At 61.8% G+C, this 14,723-nt stretch carries 16 protein-coding genes; 11 read left to right on the top strand and 5 right to left on the bottom strand.

Annotated elements, in window-relative coordinates:
* The first annotated feature begins 11 nt into the window (after nt 1-11).
* The 4 genes from J3P97_RS04435 to J3P97_RS04420 all read left to right on the top strand — a co-directional run bounded on the left by J3P97_RS04435 (nt 12) and on the right by J3P97_RS04420 (nt 3,393).
* A complete protein-coding gene (locus tag J3P97_RS04435; RefSeq protein WP_030139917.1) occupies nt 12-914 on the top strand; it encodes a chemotaxis protein CheV in 903 nt (300 codons plus the stop codon).
* Between the two features lie 116 nt (nt 915-1,030).
* Nucleotides 1,031-1,357 (top strand): hypothetical protein, encoded by a 327-nt coding sequence (locus J3P97_RS04430; protein WP_434569753.1) that lies wholly within the window; start codon nt 1,031-1,033, stop codon nt 1,355-1,357.
* A gap of 78 nt (nt 1,358-1,435) precedes the next feature.
* On the top strand, nt 1,436-2,185 hold the full coding sequence (locus tag J3P97_RS04425) for a YkgJ family cysteine cluster protein (protein WP_434673570.1): 750 nt from the start codon (nt 1,436-1,438) through the stop codon (nt 2,183-2,185).
* A gap of 236 nt (nt 2,186-2,421) precedes the next feature.
* Nucleotides 2,422-3,393 carry a 2-hydroxyacid dehydrogenase gene (locus J3P97_RS04420; protein WP_434569755.1) on the top strand — a complete coding sequence of 324 codons (972 nt, stop codon included), beginning with the start codon at nt 2,422-2,424 and terminating at the stop codon, nt 3,391-3,393.
* Nucleotides 3,394-3,552: 159 nt separating this feature from the next.
* On the opposite strand, the gene J3P97_RS04415 is transcribed toward J3P97_RS04420, so the two are convergent.
* Nucleotides 3,553-4,452, bottom strand: coding sequence for a DMT family transporter (locus J3P97_RS04415; RefSeq protein WP_434673569.1), 900 nt, complete (start codon nt 4,450-4,452; stop codon nt 3,553-3,555).
* A 135-nt stretch (nt 4,453-4,587) separates the two neighbouring features.
* Between J3P97_RS04415 and J3P97_RS04410 the strand changes: the two genes are divergently transcribed.
* From J3P97_RS04410 to fecA, 4 genes are all read left to right on the top strand, one after another.
* On the top strand, nt 4,588-5,463 hold the full coding sequence (locus tag J3P97_RS04410; RefSeq protein ID WP_434673568.1) for a helix-turn-helix domain-containing protein: 876 nt from the start codon (nt 4,588-4,590) through the stop codon (nt 5,461-5,463).
* A gap of 156 nt (nt 5,464-5,619) precedes the next feature.
* The gene (locus J3P97_RS04405; protein WP_434673567.1) at nt 5,620-6,108 is read left to right on the top strand and encodes a sigma-70 family RNA polymerase sigma factor; all 489 of its coding nucleotides are present in this window, start codon (nt 5,620-5,622) and stop codon (nt 6,106-6,108) included.
* A gap of 8 nt (nt 6,109-6,116) precedes the next feature.
* Entirely contained in the window at nt 6,117-7,064 is a 948-nt protein-coding gene (locus J3P97_RS04400) for a FecR domain-containing protein (RefSeq protein ID WP_434673566.1), read from the top strand.
* 110 nt (nt 7,065-7,174) lie between these two features.
* Nucleotides 7,175-9,514, top strand: a complete 2,340-nt coding sequence (gene fecA, locus J3P97_RS04395; protein WP_434673565.1) for a TonB-dependent Fe(3+) dicitrate receptor FecA — start codon at nt 7,175-7,177, stop codon at nt 9,512-9,514.
* An 84-nt stretch (nt 9,515-9,598) separates the two neighbouring features.
* On the opposite strand, the gene J3P97_RS04390 is transcribed toward fecA, so the two are convergent.
* Nucleotides 9,599-10,009 carry an HPF/RaiA family ribosome-associated protein gene (locus J3P97_RS04390; protein ID WP_434626030.1) on the bottom strand — a complete coding sequence of 137 codons (411 nt, stop codon included), beginning with the start codon at nt 10,007-10,009 and terminating at the stop codon, nt 9,599-9,601.
* Nucleotides 10,010-10,517: 508 nt separating this feature from the next.
* On the opposite strand from J3P97_RS04390, the gene J3P97_RS04385 reads away from it, so the two are divergent.
* Nucleotides 10,518-10,835, top strand: a complete 318-nt coding sequence (locus tag J3P97_RS04385) for a DUF3509 domain-containing protein (RefSeq protein ID WP_434673564.1) — start codon at nt 10,518-10,520, stop codon at nt 10,833-10,835.
* Here J3P97_RS04385 and J3P97_RS04380 read toward each other — a convergent pair.
* Complete coding sequence (locus tag J3P97_RS04380) at nt 10,832-11,332, bottom strand: phosphate-starvation-inducible protein PsiE (protein ID WP_186611035.1); 501 nt, start codon at nt 11,330-11,332, stop codon at nt 10,832-10,834. The two genes, J3P97_RS04385 and J3P97_RS04380, sit on opposite strands and share 4 nt — an antisense overlap.
* Before the next feature lie 291 nt (nt 11,333-11,623).
* Here J3P97_RS04380 and J3P97_RS04375 point away from each other — a divergent pair, with 291 nt between their 5' ends.
* The gene (locus J3P97_RS04375) at nt 11,624-11,884 is read left to right on the top strand and encodes a YebG family protein (RefSeq protein WP_003205410.1); all 261 of its coding nucleotides are present in this window, start codon (nt 11,624-11,626) and stop codon (nt 11,882-11,884) included.
* 67 nt (nt 11,885-11,951) lie between these two features.
* Here J3P97_RS04375 and J3P97_RS04370 read toward each other — a convergent pair whose 3' ends face one another.
* Nucleotides 11,952-12,971 carry a Glu/Leu/Phe/Val dehydrogenase dimerization domain-containing protein gene (locus J3P97_RS04370; protein ID WP_434569763.1) on the bottom strand — a complete coding sequence of 340 codons (1,020 nt, stop codon included), beginning with the start codon at nt 12,969-12,971 and terminating at the stop codon, nt 11,952-11,954.
* A 187-nt stretch (nt 12,972-13,158) separates the two neighbouring features.
* Here J3P97_RS04370 and J3P97_RS04365 point away from each other — a divergent pair, with 187 nt between their 5' ends.
* The gene (locus tag J3P97_RS04365; protein ID WP_434602853.1) at nt 13,159-13,962 is read left to right on the top strand and encodes a SirB1 family protein; all 804 of its coding nucleotides are present in this window, start codon (nt 13,159-13,161) and stop codon (nt 13,960-13,962) included.
* 121 nt (nt 13,963-14,083) lie between these two features.
* On the opposite strand, the gene maiA is transcribed toward J3P97_RS04365, so the two are convergent.
* The gene (gene maiA / locus J3P97_RS04360; protein ID WP_434673563.1) at nt 14,084-14,719 is read right to left on the bottom strand and encodes a maleylacetoacetate isomerase; all 636 of its coding nucleotides are present in this window, start codon (nt 14,717-14,719) and stop codon (nt 14,084-14,086) included.
* Nucleotides 14,720-14,723 lie beyond the last annotated feature (4 nt).

The following is a 14,723-nucleotide window of genomic DNA, read 5'->3' as shown; positions in this document are numbered from 1 at the left end:
AGAAGGTTTTTATGTCTTCCAACAAAGCCCGCGCAGATTCCCTTTCGCTTCTGCTGTTTACCTTGCGCAGCGGCAAGCTGATGGCAATCAACCTGCTCAAGGTCAGCGAAATCATTCCCTGCCCGCCGCTGACCAAACTGCCGGAGTCGCACCCACACGTAAAAGGCATCGCCACGTTGCGCGGAACGTCGTTGTCGGTGATCGACCTCAGCCGCGCCATTGGCGAGCGGCCGCTGGAAGACCCGGACGGCGGGTGCCTGATCGTCACCGACGTCAGCCGCTCCAAGCAGGGCCTGCACGTGCAGGCGGTGAGCAAGATCGTGCATTGCCTGACTACCGACATCAAGCCGCCGCCCTACGGCTCCGGCGGTGTGCGTGCGTTCATCACTGGCGTGACTTCGGTGGACGGCACGCTGGTGCAGGTGCTGGACATCGAAAAAGTCATCCACGGCATCGCCCCGGCGCAAATCGAGACGGCGCCCACCGAACTGAGCATGGAAGACGCCGAAGTCCTCGGCAACGCCCGAATCCTGGTGGTCGATGACAGCCAGGTGGCGCTCCAGCAATCGGTGCATACCCTGCGCAACCTGGGCCTGCAATGCCACACCGCCCGCAGCGCCAAGGAAGCCATCGACTGCCTGCTTGAGCTGCAAGGCACGGCGCAGGAGATCAACCTGATCGTTTCCGACATCGAAATGTCCGAGATGGACGGTTACGCCCTCACCCGGACCCTGCGGGAAACACCCGACTTCGCTCATCTCTATGTGTTGTTGCACACCTCGCTCGACAGCGCGATGAACAGTGAGAAAGCGCGGCTGGCGGGCGCCAACGGGGTACTGACCAAGTTCTCCTCGCCGGAACTGACCAAGTGCCTGATCACGGCGGCCAAGGCCGTCGCCGAACAAGGTCGCTGAACCCGCCCGCATTCCGACGGTGCGCCGAGTGCACGAGGCTGCGAGTTCGCGGCCTCGATACCTTCCCAACCTCAGGCATACTCCTGCGCTGGCCTCCCAGAACAAGGATCTTGCCGATGAAAGTACCCTGCCTGATTTTCTTTGCTCTCAGCGCCCTGGCTGCCCAGGCCTATGCCTCCAGCTCCGATGCCTGGGCGGCCTATGACAAGAAAGTCCTCGCCAGTTGCATCAAGGCCAGCGGTTTGAAAAATGCCGAACCGGTCGGCAGCCCCGCGCAATTCGACGACCGGGTCGGCTACACGGCGCTGTTGCTGCAAGGCCAATACCCGCAAAAGCACATGAAAGGCGCGACCGGCACCGAGCTGTGCCTCTACCGCAAGAAAACCAAGAGCGCGTTCGTGACCGAATGGGACTCGATCCGCCCGACCGAAACCTCCCGATGAATGGCGCATAAATTGCTTTGCATGGCTTATCACGGCGTTTTTCTGTCGCCGCTTTAGCCAATTGCCTTCGGTCAATCAATGAACACGACGTTTTCCTGCGTAGGGTGCGGTAAATGCTGCACGGGCCATCACGTTCCCCTGACGCTCGATGAAGCCAGGATGTGGGCGAATGATGGCGGCCAGGTGATTGTCCTGGTCGAGGCCTTCCTGCCCAATGGCCTCGGCCTGCCGGTGGCGCAACGCGAGCACGCCGAACGGCGCTCGGCAATAGTGCGCAGCGGCGCCAGCGAGGCCCGCGTGGCGATCACTTTCGCCGCCTATAACCCTGGGCCTTGCCATAATCTGGACGCCGACAACCTGTGCCGCATCTATGAGCGTCGCCCCCTGGTGTGCCGCATCTATCCCATGGAAATCAACCCGCATATTCCTCTCGATACCGCCGCCAAGGATTGCCCGCCGGAGTCGTGGGAAACGGGGCCGCAGCTGATCGTCGGCGGTCATTTGGTAGACCAGGAACTGGCCCGGTTGATCGAGCGCTCCCGCCAGGCCGACCGTGAAGAGATCGCCATCAAGGAACGCATCTGCGTGTCCCTGGGCATCCACACCACCGCACTGAAGGGCGACGGATTTACCGCGTACCTGCCGAACATGGCGGCGTTTGCTGCCGCCATCGATCAGGCTCGCGCGCAGCCGATGGGCCAAGAGGCCGGTGAATGGCAGTTCCACTTGTCCGGTGATGACATTGCTCGCCAGGTCACCGACAGCGGCGCAAGTGTTGTCACCGAGGAGCCGCTCAACTACGCGTTTATTTCGCTGCGGGCCGCCTGACTGTGTAGAAAGGCCCCTATGGAAGAAAGGTCCCTGTGGGAGCGAGCCTGCTCGCGATGGCGATTTATCTGCCGGCCTATCCGGTGACTGACACACCGCGATCGCGAGCAGGCTCGCTCCCACATAAGCTCACTCCCAAAAGGAAAAGTGTGGCGCTGGGATGCACCGTCCCTCTCGCCTAACCCGCGCCAGGAATGTTAGCGTGCTTGGTATTCTCCGCAGATGAGCCTTGCACGATGAAAAAAACCGTACTCGCCTTCAGCCGTATCACGCCCCCCATGATCGAGCGCCTGCGCCAGGACTTCGACGTGATCGTGCCCAACCCGTCGAACGGCGACATCAATGCGCAGTTCAACGAAGCCTTGCCCCATGTCCACGGGCTGATTGGCGTTGGCCGCAAGCTCGGCCGCGAGCAACTGCAGCACGCCACGAAGCTGCAAGTGGTCTCCAGCGTGTCGGTGGGCTATGACAATTACGACCTGGCGTACTTCAATGAACGCGGGATCATGCTCACCAACACTCCCGACGTGCTCACCGAAAGCACCGCCGACCTGGCGTTCGCCCTGGTGATGAGCAGTGCCCGGCGTGTCGCCGAACTGGACGCGTGGACCAAGGCCGGACAGTGGCAGGCGTCTGTCGGGCCACAGCTGTTCGGCAGCGATGTACATGGCAAGACCCTGGGCATCATCGGCATGGGCAACATCGGCGCGGCTGTTGCCCGGCGTGGTCGGCTGGGGTTCAACATGCCGATCCTCTACAGCGGCAACAGTCGCAAGCCCGAGCTGGAAAACCAGTTGGGCGCACAGTTCCGCGAACTGGATCAGTTGCTGGCCGAAGCGGACTTCGTCTGCCTGGTGGTGCCGTTGAGCGAGAAGACCCGCCACCTGATCGGCCAGCGCGAGCTGTCCCTGATGAAACCGAGCGCCATCCTGGTGAACATTTCCCGCGGTCCGGTGGTGGATGAGCCAGCGTTGATCGAAGCCTTGCAGAACAACCGCATCCGCGGCGCCGGGCTGGATGTCTACGAAAAGGAACCGCTGGCCGAGTCGCCGCTGTTCCAGTTGAAAAATGCCGTCACCTTGCCGCATATCGGTTCGGCTACCCATGAAACCCGTGAGGCCATGGCCAATCTGGCCGTGGAAAACCTGCGCAGCGCCCTGCTGGGCGAACGACCGAAGAACCTGGTCAACCCGCAAGTCTGGAAATAAGCGGGCCGAGTACTCACCGTGGCGAGGGAGCTTGCTCCCGCTGGGCTGCACAGCAGCCCCTTGCGGTTTATCTGATGTAGCGCGGTGGCAGATACGCCTTGGGGTTGCTTCGCAACCCAGCGGGAGCAAGCTCCCTCGCCACACCTCAGAGGTTGTGGCTTAACGAGCCAGCACGACTTTCGCGGCCACGGGTCGCGGCTTGCGAAACACCAACACGTTGCCCAGCATCACCAGCACCAGTCCGACCAGCGCCGGTGCCGTCCACTGATAACCCTCGACAACAGCCGAGACATTTAATGCCACCACCGGGAACAGCACGGTGCAATACGCCGCCCGCTCCGGCCCCATGCGCCCTACCAGCGTCAGGTACGCGGTAAAGCCGATGACCGAACCCGGGACCACCAGGTACAACAGCGAGCCGACGTAGCGCGTATTCCATTCCATCTCGAACGGAATGCCCTGGAACAAGCACCACACCGACAGCATCGCGGCCCCGTAGGCCATGCCCCAGGCGTTGGTGGTCAACGGCTTGAGGCCGGCCTTCTGTTGCAGGCTCGACAGCATGTTGCCCGCCGAGAAACACAAGGTGCCCAACAGCGCCAGCGCCAATCCGAGCAGCGTTTGCGGGCTTGCGCGGTGCCCGGCCAGCTCCGGCCAGAACAACAACGCCAGCCCGAGCAGCCCAAGGGCACCGCCGAGCAAGACGTTGCGGGCGATCCGCTGACCGAAGAACACCCGCGCATTCAAGGCGTTCCAGAGCGTCGCGGTGGAAAACACCACGGCGATCAGGCCGCTGGGAATCCATTGGCTGGCGGTCAGGAAACACATGAAGTTGATGCAGAACAGGCACAGGCCCTGGGCGACGCAGATCAAATGACCGCGCCGGTTCATGACCTGCAGGCGTCGGCTGAGCAGGAGCATCACGAACAGGATCAGCGCGGCGAGGCCGAAGCGATAGACAATCGACACCGGAATGGCGACGACGCCCAACTGCAGTTTCAGGGCGATCCAGGTGGTCCCCCAGATGAGCACGGTAAGCAGGTACAACGAAAGGTTCATGGCGACGACTCCTGGCAATGACGGCCAGTCTCACGCCGATACCTGCCCGACGCTTGCGTAAACTTGCGGTTTTTATCAGGGACAGGCTGGCATGGGCGCCTCGAGGGAGTAGGATTCGAGCTGGAGAAACCGATCATGACCAGTCTGCAAACCCTGCAAGTCTTCCAAGCCCTCAACAGCTCGCCCAATGCTCGCCTGGAGCACAGCGCCGAGCTCGGTGACGGCATGGCGGCGGCTTTGTGGAGCAACCATCACGACGCCCGTGACTACGAGGCGCCAACCCACCATACGCTGTCGTGCTACATCGCCGGCGGCACCGGCACTTTTCGCCGCGAGCGTCCCGACACCACGGGGGCGCCCGGCAAACTCTGCGTGTTGCCGGCCGGACATGAATCGGCCTGGGTCATCAACGGCGACATTCGCCTCGCCCACCTGTATTTCAGCCCCGAGCAATTCGCCCTGGGTTGCGTCACGCTGCTGGATCGCGAACCGCGGCAAGTGCAATTGCACGAGGCAACCTTTCTCGATGACCCGCGGCAGGCACAGCGCTTTCGACAGTTGATCGAGCTGGATTGGGCCGAGCCGGCTGAACGCCTGCTCGGCACCAGCCTGGCCCATGAGCTGCTCAGCCACCTGCTGCTCAATCAGGTTGGCCAGCGCCAGGGCCTGCGCCTGAAGGGTGGGTTGGCCGCGCACCAGCGACGCTTGCTGGTGGATTACATCGACGCTCAATTGGGCGAAGCCATCAGCCTTGGTCAACTCGCCGCGCTGTGTGCCCTGTCCGAATACCATTTCGCCCGGATGTTCCGCGAAACCTTCGGCCTGCCACCGCACCAGTACGTCCTGGCGCGGCGTCTCGCCCGGGCGCGGCACTTACTGCGCCATACCTTACAACCGTTGGGCGAGGTGGCTCTGGCCTGCGGATTTGCCAGCGCCAGCCATTTTACCAACCGCTTTCGCCAGGCCTTGGGGGCAGCTCCCGGGGAGTATCGGCAGGCGTTTTTGCCCTAGCGCATCCATGTGCGAGCGAGCCTGCTCGCGAAAGCCCGATCCGGTCCATAACCGAAACGAAACACTCATCCCGATTGCCGTTTCCCTCTGCGCGCCTCTACAATGCGAACAATTCTTGTTCTCTAGCACAGCTTACCGCTGTCGGGATGTTCCTCGTTGCCGCCTGCACATACCGTTGAAGTGCTCTACAACGCCCACCACAGTTGGCTCAACGGCTGGTTGCGAAGAAAACTCGGGTGTCCCGACAGTGCCGCCGATCTGGCCCAGGACACGTTCATGCGCGTGCTGACCGCGCACGATCCGCAGCCGGTCCTGGAGCCCCGTGCATTTCTCACCACCATCGCCAAGCGCGTACTGTTCAACCATTACCGACGCCAGGACCTGGAACGCGCCTACCTCGACACCCTCGCCCAGATGCCGGAGCAAGTGGCGCCGTCGGAAGAGGAGCGGGCGATTATCCTGCAGACCCTGCTGGAGCTGGACCAATTGCTCGATGGTCTGCCACGTGCGGTCAAAAAGGCGTTCCTGCTGGCGCAGATCGATGGCCTGACCTACAACGAAATCGCCCGTGAACTGGGTATTTCCCTGGCGACGGTCAAGCGCCACCTGAACAAGGCAGCGATGCGCTGCTACTTCGCCCTGTGAACCCGCCGATGCCCAGCGCGCCGAACGTCAGCGCGCAAGTCGCCGAGCAGGCGGTGCATTGGCTGCTGGAAATGCAGCAGGGGCCACTCGATACGCGCCAGCAGCAAGCCTGGGAACAGTGGCTCAATGCACACAGCGAACATCGCCGCGCCTGGGAGCATATCCAGCGGGTCAACCAGCGGCTGCGCAATGTGTCTTCTCCGTTGGCCCATGCGACGCTCAACACACCGAAGTCGGCAACGCGGCGCCGGGCCCTCAAGATGTTGCTGCTGCTGGGTGCCGGCTCGGCCGCGACCTGGGGCCTGCGTGAACGCCAGTTGTTGCCGCCATTGCTCGCCGATTACCGCAGCCCGGTGGGCGAGCGGCGTCACCTGGCGCTGGATGACGGCAGCCAGTTGCAGCTCAACAGTGGCAGCGCGGTCGATATTCGCTTCGACGCTCAGCGCCGCCTGATCCGCCTGTTGGAAGGGGAACTGCTGTTGACCGCAGCCCAGGACTCACGCCCCCTGCAGGTGCTGACCGCCCATGGCCTGCTGGAAAGCCACGACGCTCGCTTCAATGTGCGTGAGTATGCAGACCACACCCAGGTCGCAGTGTTTGCCGGCCAGGTGGACATTCGCGGCAGGCACGGCCCGGCTTTTCTGCTGGGGGCTTCTCGGCAAGCGTCCCTTGGCATCAACGGCACCGGTCCCGCCACGGCGCTTGACGCCAACAGCGGTGCCTGGACGGAGGGCATGCTGGTCGCCGCGCACATGCGCCTGGCGGATTTCCTTGAGGAACTGGGCCGCTACCGACGCGGCCAGCTGCACTGCGACGAGGCGGTCGCCAACCTTCTGGTCTCCGGAACTTATCCGCTGGACAACGGCGAGCGAATCCTTGATCTGCTGGAAATCAGCCTGCCGGTAAAAGTGCGGCGTTTCACCCGCTATTGGGTCACGGTCGAAGCTCGCGCTTGAGCCCATGGCGGCCCACCCAAAAAAAATGATTTGCCAGTGAGCCGTTTTCCACACCTCGGGTGACAGAGAAGGAAAGCCACTTCGATATAACCTTCTCGGGATTCCCATCCATGCCGCAGCAACCCACCCGTCTCACCCCGCTCGCTCGCGCCGCGCGTCAACTGTTCCTGGGGGCCAGCTTGAGTTTCGTTGCACTGCCCGCCGTGCTGGCTGCAGAGTCCAAGGCCTATCACATTGCGCCGTCGTCGCTGGAAAACGCGCTCAATCAATTCGGCCGCGAAGCCGGCGTGTTGATTTCCTTCGGCTCGCAACTGACCGGCGGCCTGCAGAGTCGCGGCCTGGAAGGCAGCTACAGCCCCGAGCAAGGCTTGAACGCGCTGCTTGAAGGCACAGGCCTGCAAGCCCGGCCCGAGGGGGACAATGCTTTCAGCCTGCAACCGGTCAGCAGCACTGCACTGGACATCGGCACCACGACCGTGGTCGGTGACTGGCTCGGCGACGCAGCGCCGACCAACGTCTTCGAACACCCGGGCGCTCGGGACGTTATCCGCCGCGAAGAATTCGAACGCCAGGGCGCGACCCAGGCCCGGGACGTGCTCAATCGCATTCCCGGCGTCAACGCACCGGAAAACAACGGCACCGGTAGCCATGACATGGCGCTGAATTTCGGTATCCGTGGCCTCAACCCGCGCCTGGCTTCCCGCTCGACGGTACTGATGGATGGCATTCCAGTGCCTTTCGCGCCGTATGGCCAACCGCAGCTGTCCTTTGCTCCCGTGAGCATGGGCAACATGGACGCGGTGGATGTCGTGCGCGGGGGCGGCGCGGTGCGCTACGGCCCGCAAAACGTCGGCGGCGTGGTCAACTTCGTGACCCGGGCAATATCCGATGCACCGACCGTCAAAGGCGGTTTCCAGACCGAGGCGAGCCCGTCTTCCAGCCACGATGGCTTCAAGACGTCCGCCAATCTGCTGGCCGGCGGCACCGCCGATAACGGCCTGGGCGGCGCCCTGTTGTATTCCGGCACCCGCGGCGGCGACTGGCGTGAGCACAGCGACACGCAGATCGACGATCTGATCCTCAAGGGCAACTATCAACTGGACGAGGCCAACAGCTTCAACGCCATGGCCCAGTATTACGAAGGCGAGGCCGACATGCCCGGCGGCCTGAACGTGGCCGACTACAACGCCGACCCGTATCAGTCCACCCGCCAGAAAGACCGGTTCTGGGGTCGTCGTACCTTGGTCAATTTCGGCTACCGCTACCAGCAGGACCGGCGAGAATTCACCGCCAACACGTTTTTCACCAAGACCTTGCGCAGCGGCTATCTGGACCAGGGCTCCTTCCTGTCCCTGTCGCCTCGTGAATATTGGGTACGCGGCCTGGAAACCCGTTTCGCCCAAGGCTTCGATCTCGGCCCGACCAGCCACGAGGTCGGCGTCGGCTATCGCTATATCAACGAAGCCGGTCATGAACTGCGTTATCGCACACCGATCGCCAGCAACGAGCTGCCGACCACCTCCAGCCGCAACGACCGCGATACCCGCGGCGGAACCGAAGCCAATGCATTTTTCATCGATGACCGGATCGATATCGGCAAATGGACGATCACGCCCGGTATTCGCTACGAAATGATCGAATCGCAACAAACCAACAACCTGACCAACGTGAAGTACAAGGGCGACTACAACACCGCCCTGCCAGCGCTGAATGTGCTGTACCACCTGACCGACGAATGGAATCTGTATGCCAACACCGAAGGCTCGTTCGGCAGCGTGCAGTACAGCCAGATGCCCAACCGCGTCAGCAGCGGTGAAGTGAAGCCGGAGAAGGCCCGCACCTGGGAGCTTGGCACCCGTTATGACAATGGCAACCTGCGGGCAGAGATCGGCGCCTTCCTGATCAACTTCGACAACCAGTACGAAAGCAACCAGACCAACGACTCGGTGATCGCCCGGGGCGAGACCCGCCACCAGGGCATCGAAACCAGCATCAACTATGCCCTCGACGGCCTGAGCCCGGCGCTGGCCGGCTTTGACGTGTACGCCACATACGCCTACGTCGACGCCACCATCCGCGAAGACGGACCGAACAAGGGCAACCGCGTGCCCTTCTCCTCCAGGCACAAAGGTACGCTGGGCGTGGGTTACACGGATGGGCCGTGGAAGCTGAACCTGGACAGCACCTACCAGAGCGCGCAGTTTGCCGACAACGCCAATACCCGCGCGGAAAGCGCCGATGGCAGCACCGGCAATATCCCTGGCTACATGCTGTTCAGCAGCCGCGCCGCTTATGACTTCGGCCCGCAGCTGTCGGACCTGAACGTCGCGGTGGGCGTGAAGAACATCTTCAATACCCAATACTTCACCCGCTCGTTTGACGACAACAATCGGGGCAAGTACGTAGGGGAACCGCGCACGTTGTATGTGCAGACGTCCGTGGCGTTCTGATTCGGGGCCACAGTGAATAGCTGAAACAAGACGGGCCTGCTATTGCAGGCCCGTCTGTTTGGTGGGTAATTTCAGTGACCGGGTTCAGCCGTTAAGCGCAGCCCGTTCGTTCTCGAGGAATTCTTCTTCCAGCATGGCATCAGCCAGTGCAATCGACTCGGTCTGGCCGTTGGTGGCGGCGCGCTTGCCGCGCAGTTTGCCGAACAGATGCTCCAGTTTATGTTCCAGCTTGGTGGCTGCGCCTTCGATCGCAAGTTCCAGCGACTCGGCCTTGTGCGTTACGGAAATTGGCTGGTGGCCTTTTGGCCGAGCCTCAAGTTGGCAACGCAAATCATGGGGACCGGGCTTGTCGCCGTTCTCATCCCCCAAATGAACCTCGATCCGTGTCAGGTCTTCTTCGTAACGTTCGAGCGTGCTTTCAATGGTAGTACGTACCCACTCCTCCAGTCGGATGCTGCTTTGAATATGGTTATCGCTGTTGACTTGGATTTGCATAGTTCATCCCTTATTTCGGCTAGCTCGCCAGGAGCCAATCGACGTTAGCGCAACGGCCCCTTGAGTACAGAGTCGGGCTGGCGGAAGAACAATTCAACCCCCGAAAAAAGATAAATATTCATTTGCAAATAAAGCCGGACAACGAGCAACAGCGCTGTTAATGTCGGGAGTTGTCTCGCCCCGCTTGTTCATTCCAATCCGCCTGCGTGCCCTGCACCGTCAGCGAACATCGGCCCGCCAGTGCCCCGAAACGGGCTGCCGCCATAACCGCATTCCAGAGCATTGCGCGTCCAGGCGCCGTGATCATTGTCCGACAGTTTTTCCGGCATGCCCCTTGCTACCTCCCTTGCAGGAGGCGCCGCGGGCTGCGATCAATCGGTCAGCCGCCTGCCCGCCCCTGGAATCTGGCGATGGATACGATCATGGAATGGCCGGTGGTCCGGTGTTGCGAACTAATCCCGATCATGGCCGGTCAACAACTGCACGTTCAATCAGGCGGTGACGCATCATGGACAACCCTTTTCAGATCATTACGGACGCCTTCGCGCCGCAATACCAGATCAACCTGAGCATCCAGGGCCTGGACGGCAGCATCATGCTGACCTTGTCCAAGGCCGGGCGCGTCGTTGCCAAGCGCATGATCAGCGCGCAGCAACGCAACGACCCGGAACGGCTCAATCGCCTGGTGCAGAGCATTCAATTCGGCATTGCCATCGAGCAGGGCCACAGCGCCGTGGCCATCCTCGAAGCCATGACCGGCGGCGACAACATCAAGGTGCCGCCACCGCAGGCACAGGGCCAGGCGTCGAGCGCCGCCGGTCTCTAGATTTCGCCCTTCTCCACTTCGGCATGCTCGCTCGAACCCGCGCCGACCTTACGGTGCGGGTGTTCGATCTTCACCGAGGGAAACTGCGAAGACGCGTAGCGCACCACCAGGATCGCGAACGCCAGCAGCAGGATGCCGCCGCACAAGTAGATGATGCCCAGGTCCGGCGGGCTGTGATGCGAGACGTTGGAAATCAGCAGGCGCGTCAACGCCGTGATCGCCACGTAGATGAGAAATCGCACCGGCATGTGATTGGTCTTGAAGTAAATCCCGACCATCGCCCCCAACTCCAAGTAGATGAACAGCAGGAGGATGTCGTCGATCTTGATATGACCCTCCTCGATCATCTGCAGGAACTCCATCACGGCGGCCCATGCCGTCACCGCACCGATGGCGAACAGCGCCAGGTAATGGAAGGTCTCGACGAACAGGTTGCCCAGGGATTCGGCCAGTTGGTGGACATTCTGGCGCAGGTTCTCGGCCCAGTTGATTTTCACGATGTAGTTTCCTTAGGTCGACTCGACCGGATGATGCGGGTTGGACGTGACGGTTGTTCTGCATGCAGAAAAAAGGCCAGCGACCGCAGTGAGATGGCACCGGGCTGGCATTCGACACGTTGGCGACATCAGCGGTCCCGTCGCGGGCACGTTTGTCTTGGGCGACAAACCTCGAAACCGGTCTACATTAAAAAGCCACTATTCAAAGCGTCAGGATTCGCTTATCCTTTGGCCTGTATATAAATACAGTAGTCACAGACAAAACCAATGTGAAGGCATGTGAGGTGGTGAATGGCCGTCGAAGTGGTATACCGCAGCAGCCGAGATCTGGAGCGATTGTTCATGGATAAAGCCGAAGCTGACCGTCATGACAAAATGCTGGAACTCGCTGAATTGCTCGCCGAAGTGTTGCAAAAAGCCGTTCCATCGCTGAGCGAACAACAGGTGGAGGAAGCCGGCATCTACATGGCGAAGAATCGCGATGTGTTCGCCAAGGCATTCAAGAGCCAGCCAGACGCGTTGTCCGAACTGCTCAATCCGTCGGACGAATGATCAAAAAGATCGCAGCCTTCGGCAGCTCCTAAACGGTGTAGGAGCTGCCGGAGGCTGCGATCTTTTTTTATCGGTACAACAGACGCTCCGCGAGCTCGTCAGCCACCCTGGCCGGTGAGCGTTTTTCGGCCTGGGCGTGGGCGAAGACTTCCGTGAGCCGGGCACCGATCTTGGCGAGATGCGCCGTGATGGTCGGCAGCTCTTCGCCGCGGTGTTTCAAGGCAACATAGATCAGGCCGCCGGAATTGATCACGTAGTCCGGTGCATAGAGGATCCCGCGTCTTTCCAACTGGTCGGCGACTTGCAGGTTGCTCAACTGATTATGCGCCGAGCCGGCAACGGCCGAGCAGCGCAGTTGCGCCACGCTCTGGCTGTTGAGTACCCCGCCGAGGCCGCAGGGAGCCAGGATGTCGCATGGAGTACTGAGCAGTGCGTCGTTGGCGATGGGATGGGCGCCCAGTTGCTCCATCGCCAGTTGCACTTTACCGGGGTCGATATCGCTGACCAGCAGTTCGGCGCCCGCCGCATGCAGTTGCTCAGCCAGCGCATAACCGACATTGCCCAAGCCCTGGATGGCCACCCGCAGGCTTTCCAGGTTGTCGCTGCCCAGGCGAGCCATGGCCGTGGCGCGGATCCCGGCGAACACCCCCATGGCCGCATGGGGCGCCGGGTCTCCCGCGGCAGTGGTGCTGGTGACATGACGAGTCTGCTGGGCGATACAGTCCATGTCCGCCACCGATGTGCCGCTGTCGATGGCGGTAATGTAGCGACCATCCAGTTGCTCGATGCAGCGGCCGAAGGCTTCGAACAGCGCCGCACGGCTCTCGACGTGTGCCGGACGCATGATGACCGCCACGCCCCCGCCCACGGGCAGGCCGGCCAGCGCAGCCTTGTAGCTCATGCCCTGGGCCAGGCGCACGGCGTCGGCCACGGCACTTTCGTCGTCGGGGTAGGAAAGATAACGACAGCCACCCAGTGCAGGCCCAGGACGGCTGCAATGAATGGCAATCACCGCCTTCAACCCGGTTGCCGGGTCTACGCTCAAGTGCAGCGATTCAAGGCGGGAGCTTTGCATGAGAGCAAACATCGACAGGCTCCCGAATCACTTTTTTGTCTGTCTCGCCAGTATAGGCGCGCAATCGAAATTTGCAGGAGCACGCCGGAATAACGCCGCATGATCGTCAGTCTTTTCGGCATAACCGGCTACCCCCTCTTTGCGAGACTGGACGAAACCTCGCGGCAGAGCTAAAACGAGGCATAGTCCGGAGACTGTGATGAAACCGCGCCAAGCCTTTTTTGACTGTCTGCACCGCTCGCCACCCGCACTGCTCGAAGCAGCCCTGTGGATCGCCGCCGAGCATGATCGTGAAGTGGACGTGCCAGCGTTATTGAAGGATTTCAGGGAGCTGCAGCAGAAAGTCAGCCACGGCCTGCCGATGCTGCCTGTCAGCGAATTGGGCCAGCCCCTGCTTCGACGCCTCAATGATCTGGGTTTCGCCCAGGACGACGCTACGCCGCTACGGCCTGGCGCGGCGCTGCTGGACAAGGTCCTGGTCCGCAAGCGAGGGCAACCGCTGGCCTTGGGCCTGATAGCCTTGGAACTGGCCAAGGGCCTGGAAATCCCGATGACCGGCGTCAATTTCCCCGGCCATTTCCTGCTGCGCGTACCTGGCGCGGACCACCTGCTCGACCCCTGCGGCGGTCGCCGCTTGTACCCCAATGACTGCCGGGACTTGCTGCATCGCCAATACGGCGCGAACCTGCCGCTCAAGGCCGAGCACATGGTCTGCGCCGAGCCGATGCAAATGCTCCAGCGGCTGTCGCGCAATCTCAGGCAACTGCATCTGGCCAACGACGACTACATCGCCGCGCTGGTCGATGCCGAACGGGTGCTGGAATTGGGTAACGCCAGCGCCGCCGACTACCTGGCCCGCGCCAGCCTCTACCAGCGACTCGATTGCCCCAACGCCGAACGTTTCGATCTCGAACATGCATTGATGCTCAGTGATGACCCGATCCAGCGGATCCGGCTGACCGAGCGATTGGGGCATCTGCCGCCAAATACGATTGTGCATTGAGCCCCGGCGGCCCATTACACACCCTGTGGGAGCGAGCCTGCTCGCGATGAAGCAGGCGGCCTCACTATCAGAGCGTCTGACCCACCGCCTTCGCGAGCAGGCTCGCTCCCACAGGGGCGACTCAGGGAGTATCAGGCTGACTCGCCGGATGCGCTTGCTGGAACGCCGCATGGGCTGCCGCCAACGCCGCCACCCGGCGGATTCGTGGATACTCTTGCAACGACACATTGAAGCGCTCGGCCGCATACAGCTGCGGGATCAGGTAAACGTCCGCCAGGCCTGGCGCCGCGCCGAAACAATAGCCGTCTTCGCCAATCAGCTGCTCCACCGCTGCCAGCCCTTGGCTGATCCAGTGCCCGATCCACTCCGTCACCTGCGCTTCGTCGTGGCCCCACTGCCTGAGCTTGTTGAGCACGCTGACATTGTGCAGTGGATGGATGTCGCAGCCGATCAGTGCGGCCACGCCACGCTCATGTGCGCGAAGCACGGGGTCACGGCTGAGCAACGGCACCTGTGGATAACGTTCCTCCAGGTACTCGATGATCGCCGGAGACTGGACCAGCAAAGCGCCCTCATCGGTACGCAGCGCGGGTACCCGCCCCTGGGGATTGATCCCCAGGTAGGCCGGCTGGCGATGTTCGCCCCCGGGCGGCGCGATCAGGTTGACCGGCAGGGCCCGGTAATCCAGGCCCTTGAGCGTCAGCGCGATGCGCACCCGGTAAGACGACGTGGAACGGTAGTAGGTGTAAAGCTCCATGCCG

The sequence above is a fragment of the Pseudomonas sp. R1-15 genome (assembly GCF_051132085.1).
Taxonomy (GTDB): domain Bacteria; phylum Pseudomonadota; class Gammaproteobacteria; order Pseudomonadales; family Pseudomonadaceae; genus Aquipseudomonas.
The sequence above is the reverse complement of the archived record's forward strand: the minus strand, read 5'-3'. Positions and strand labels throughout refer to the sequence as shown.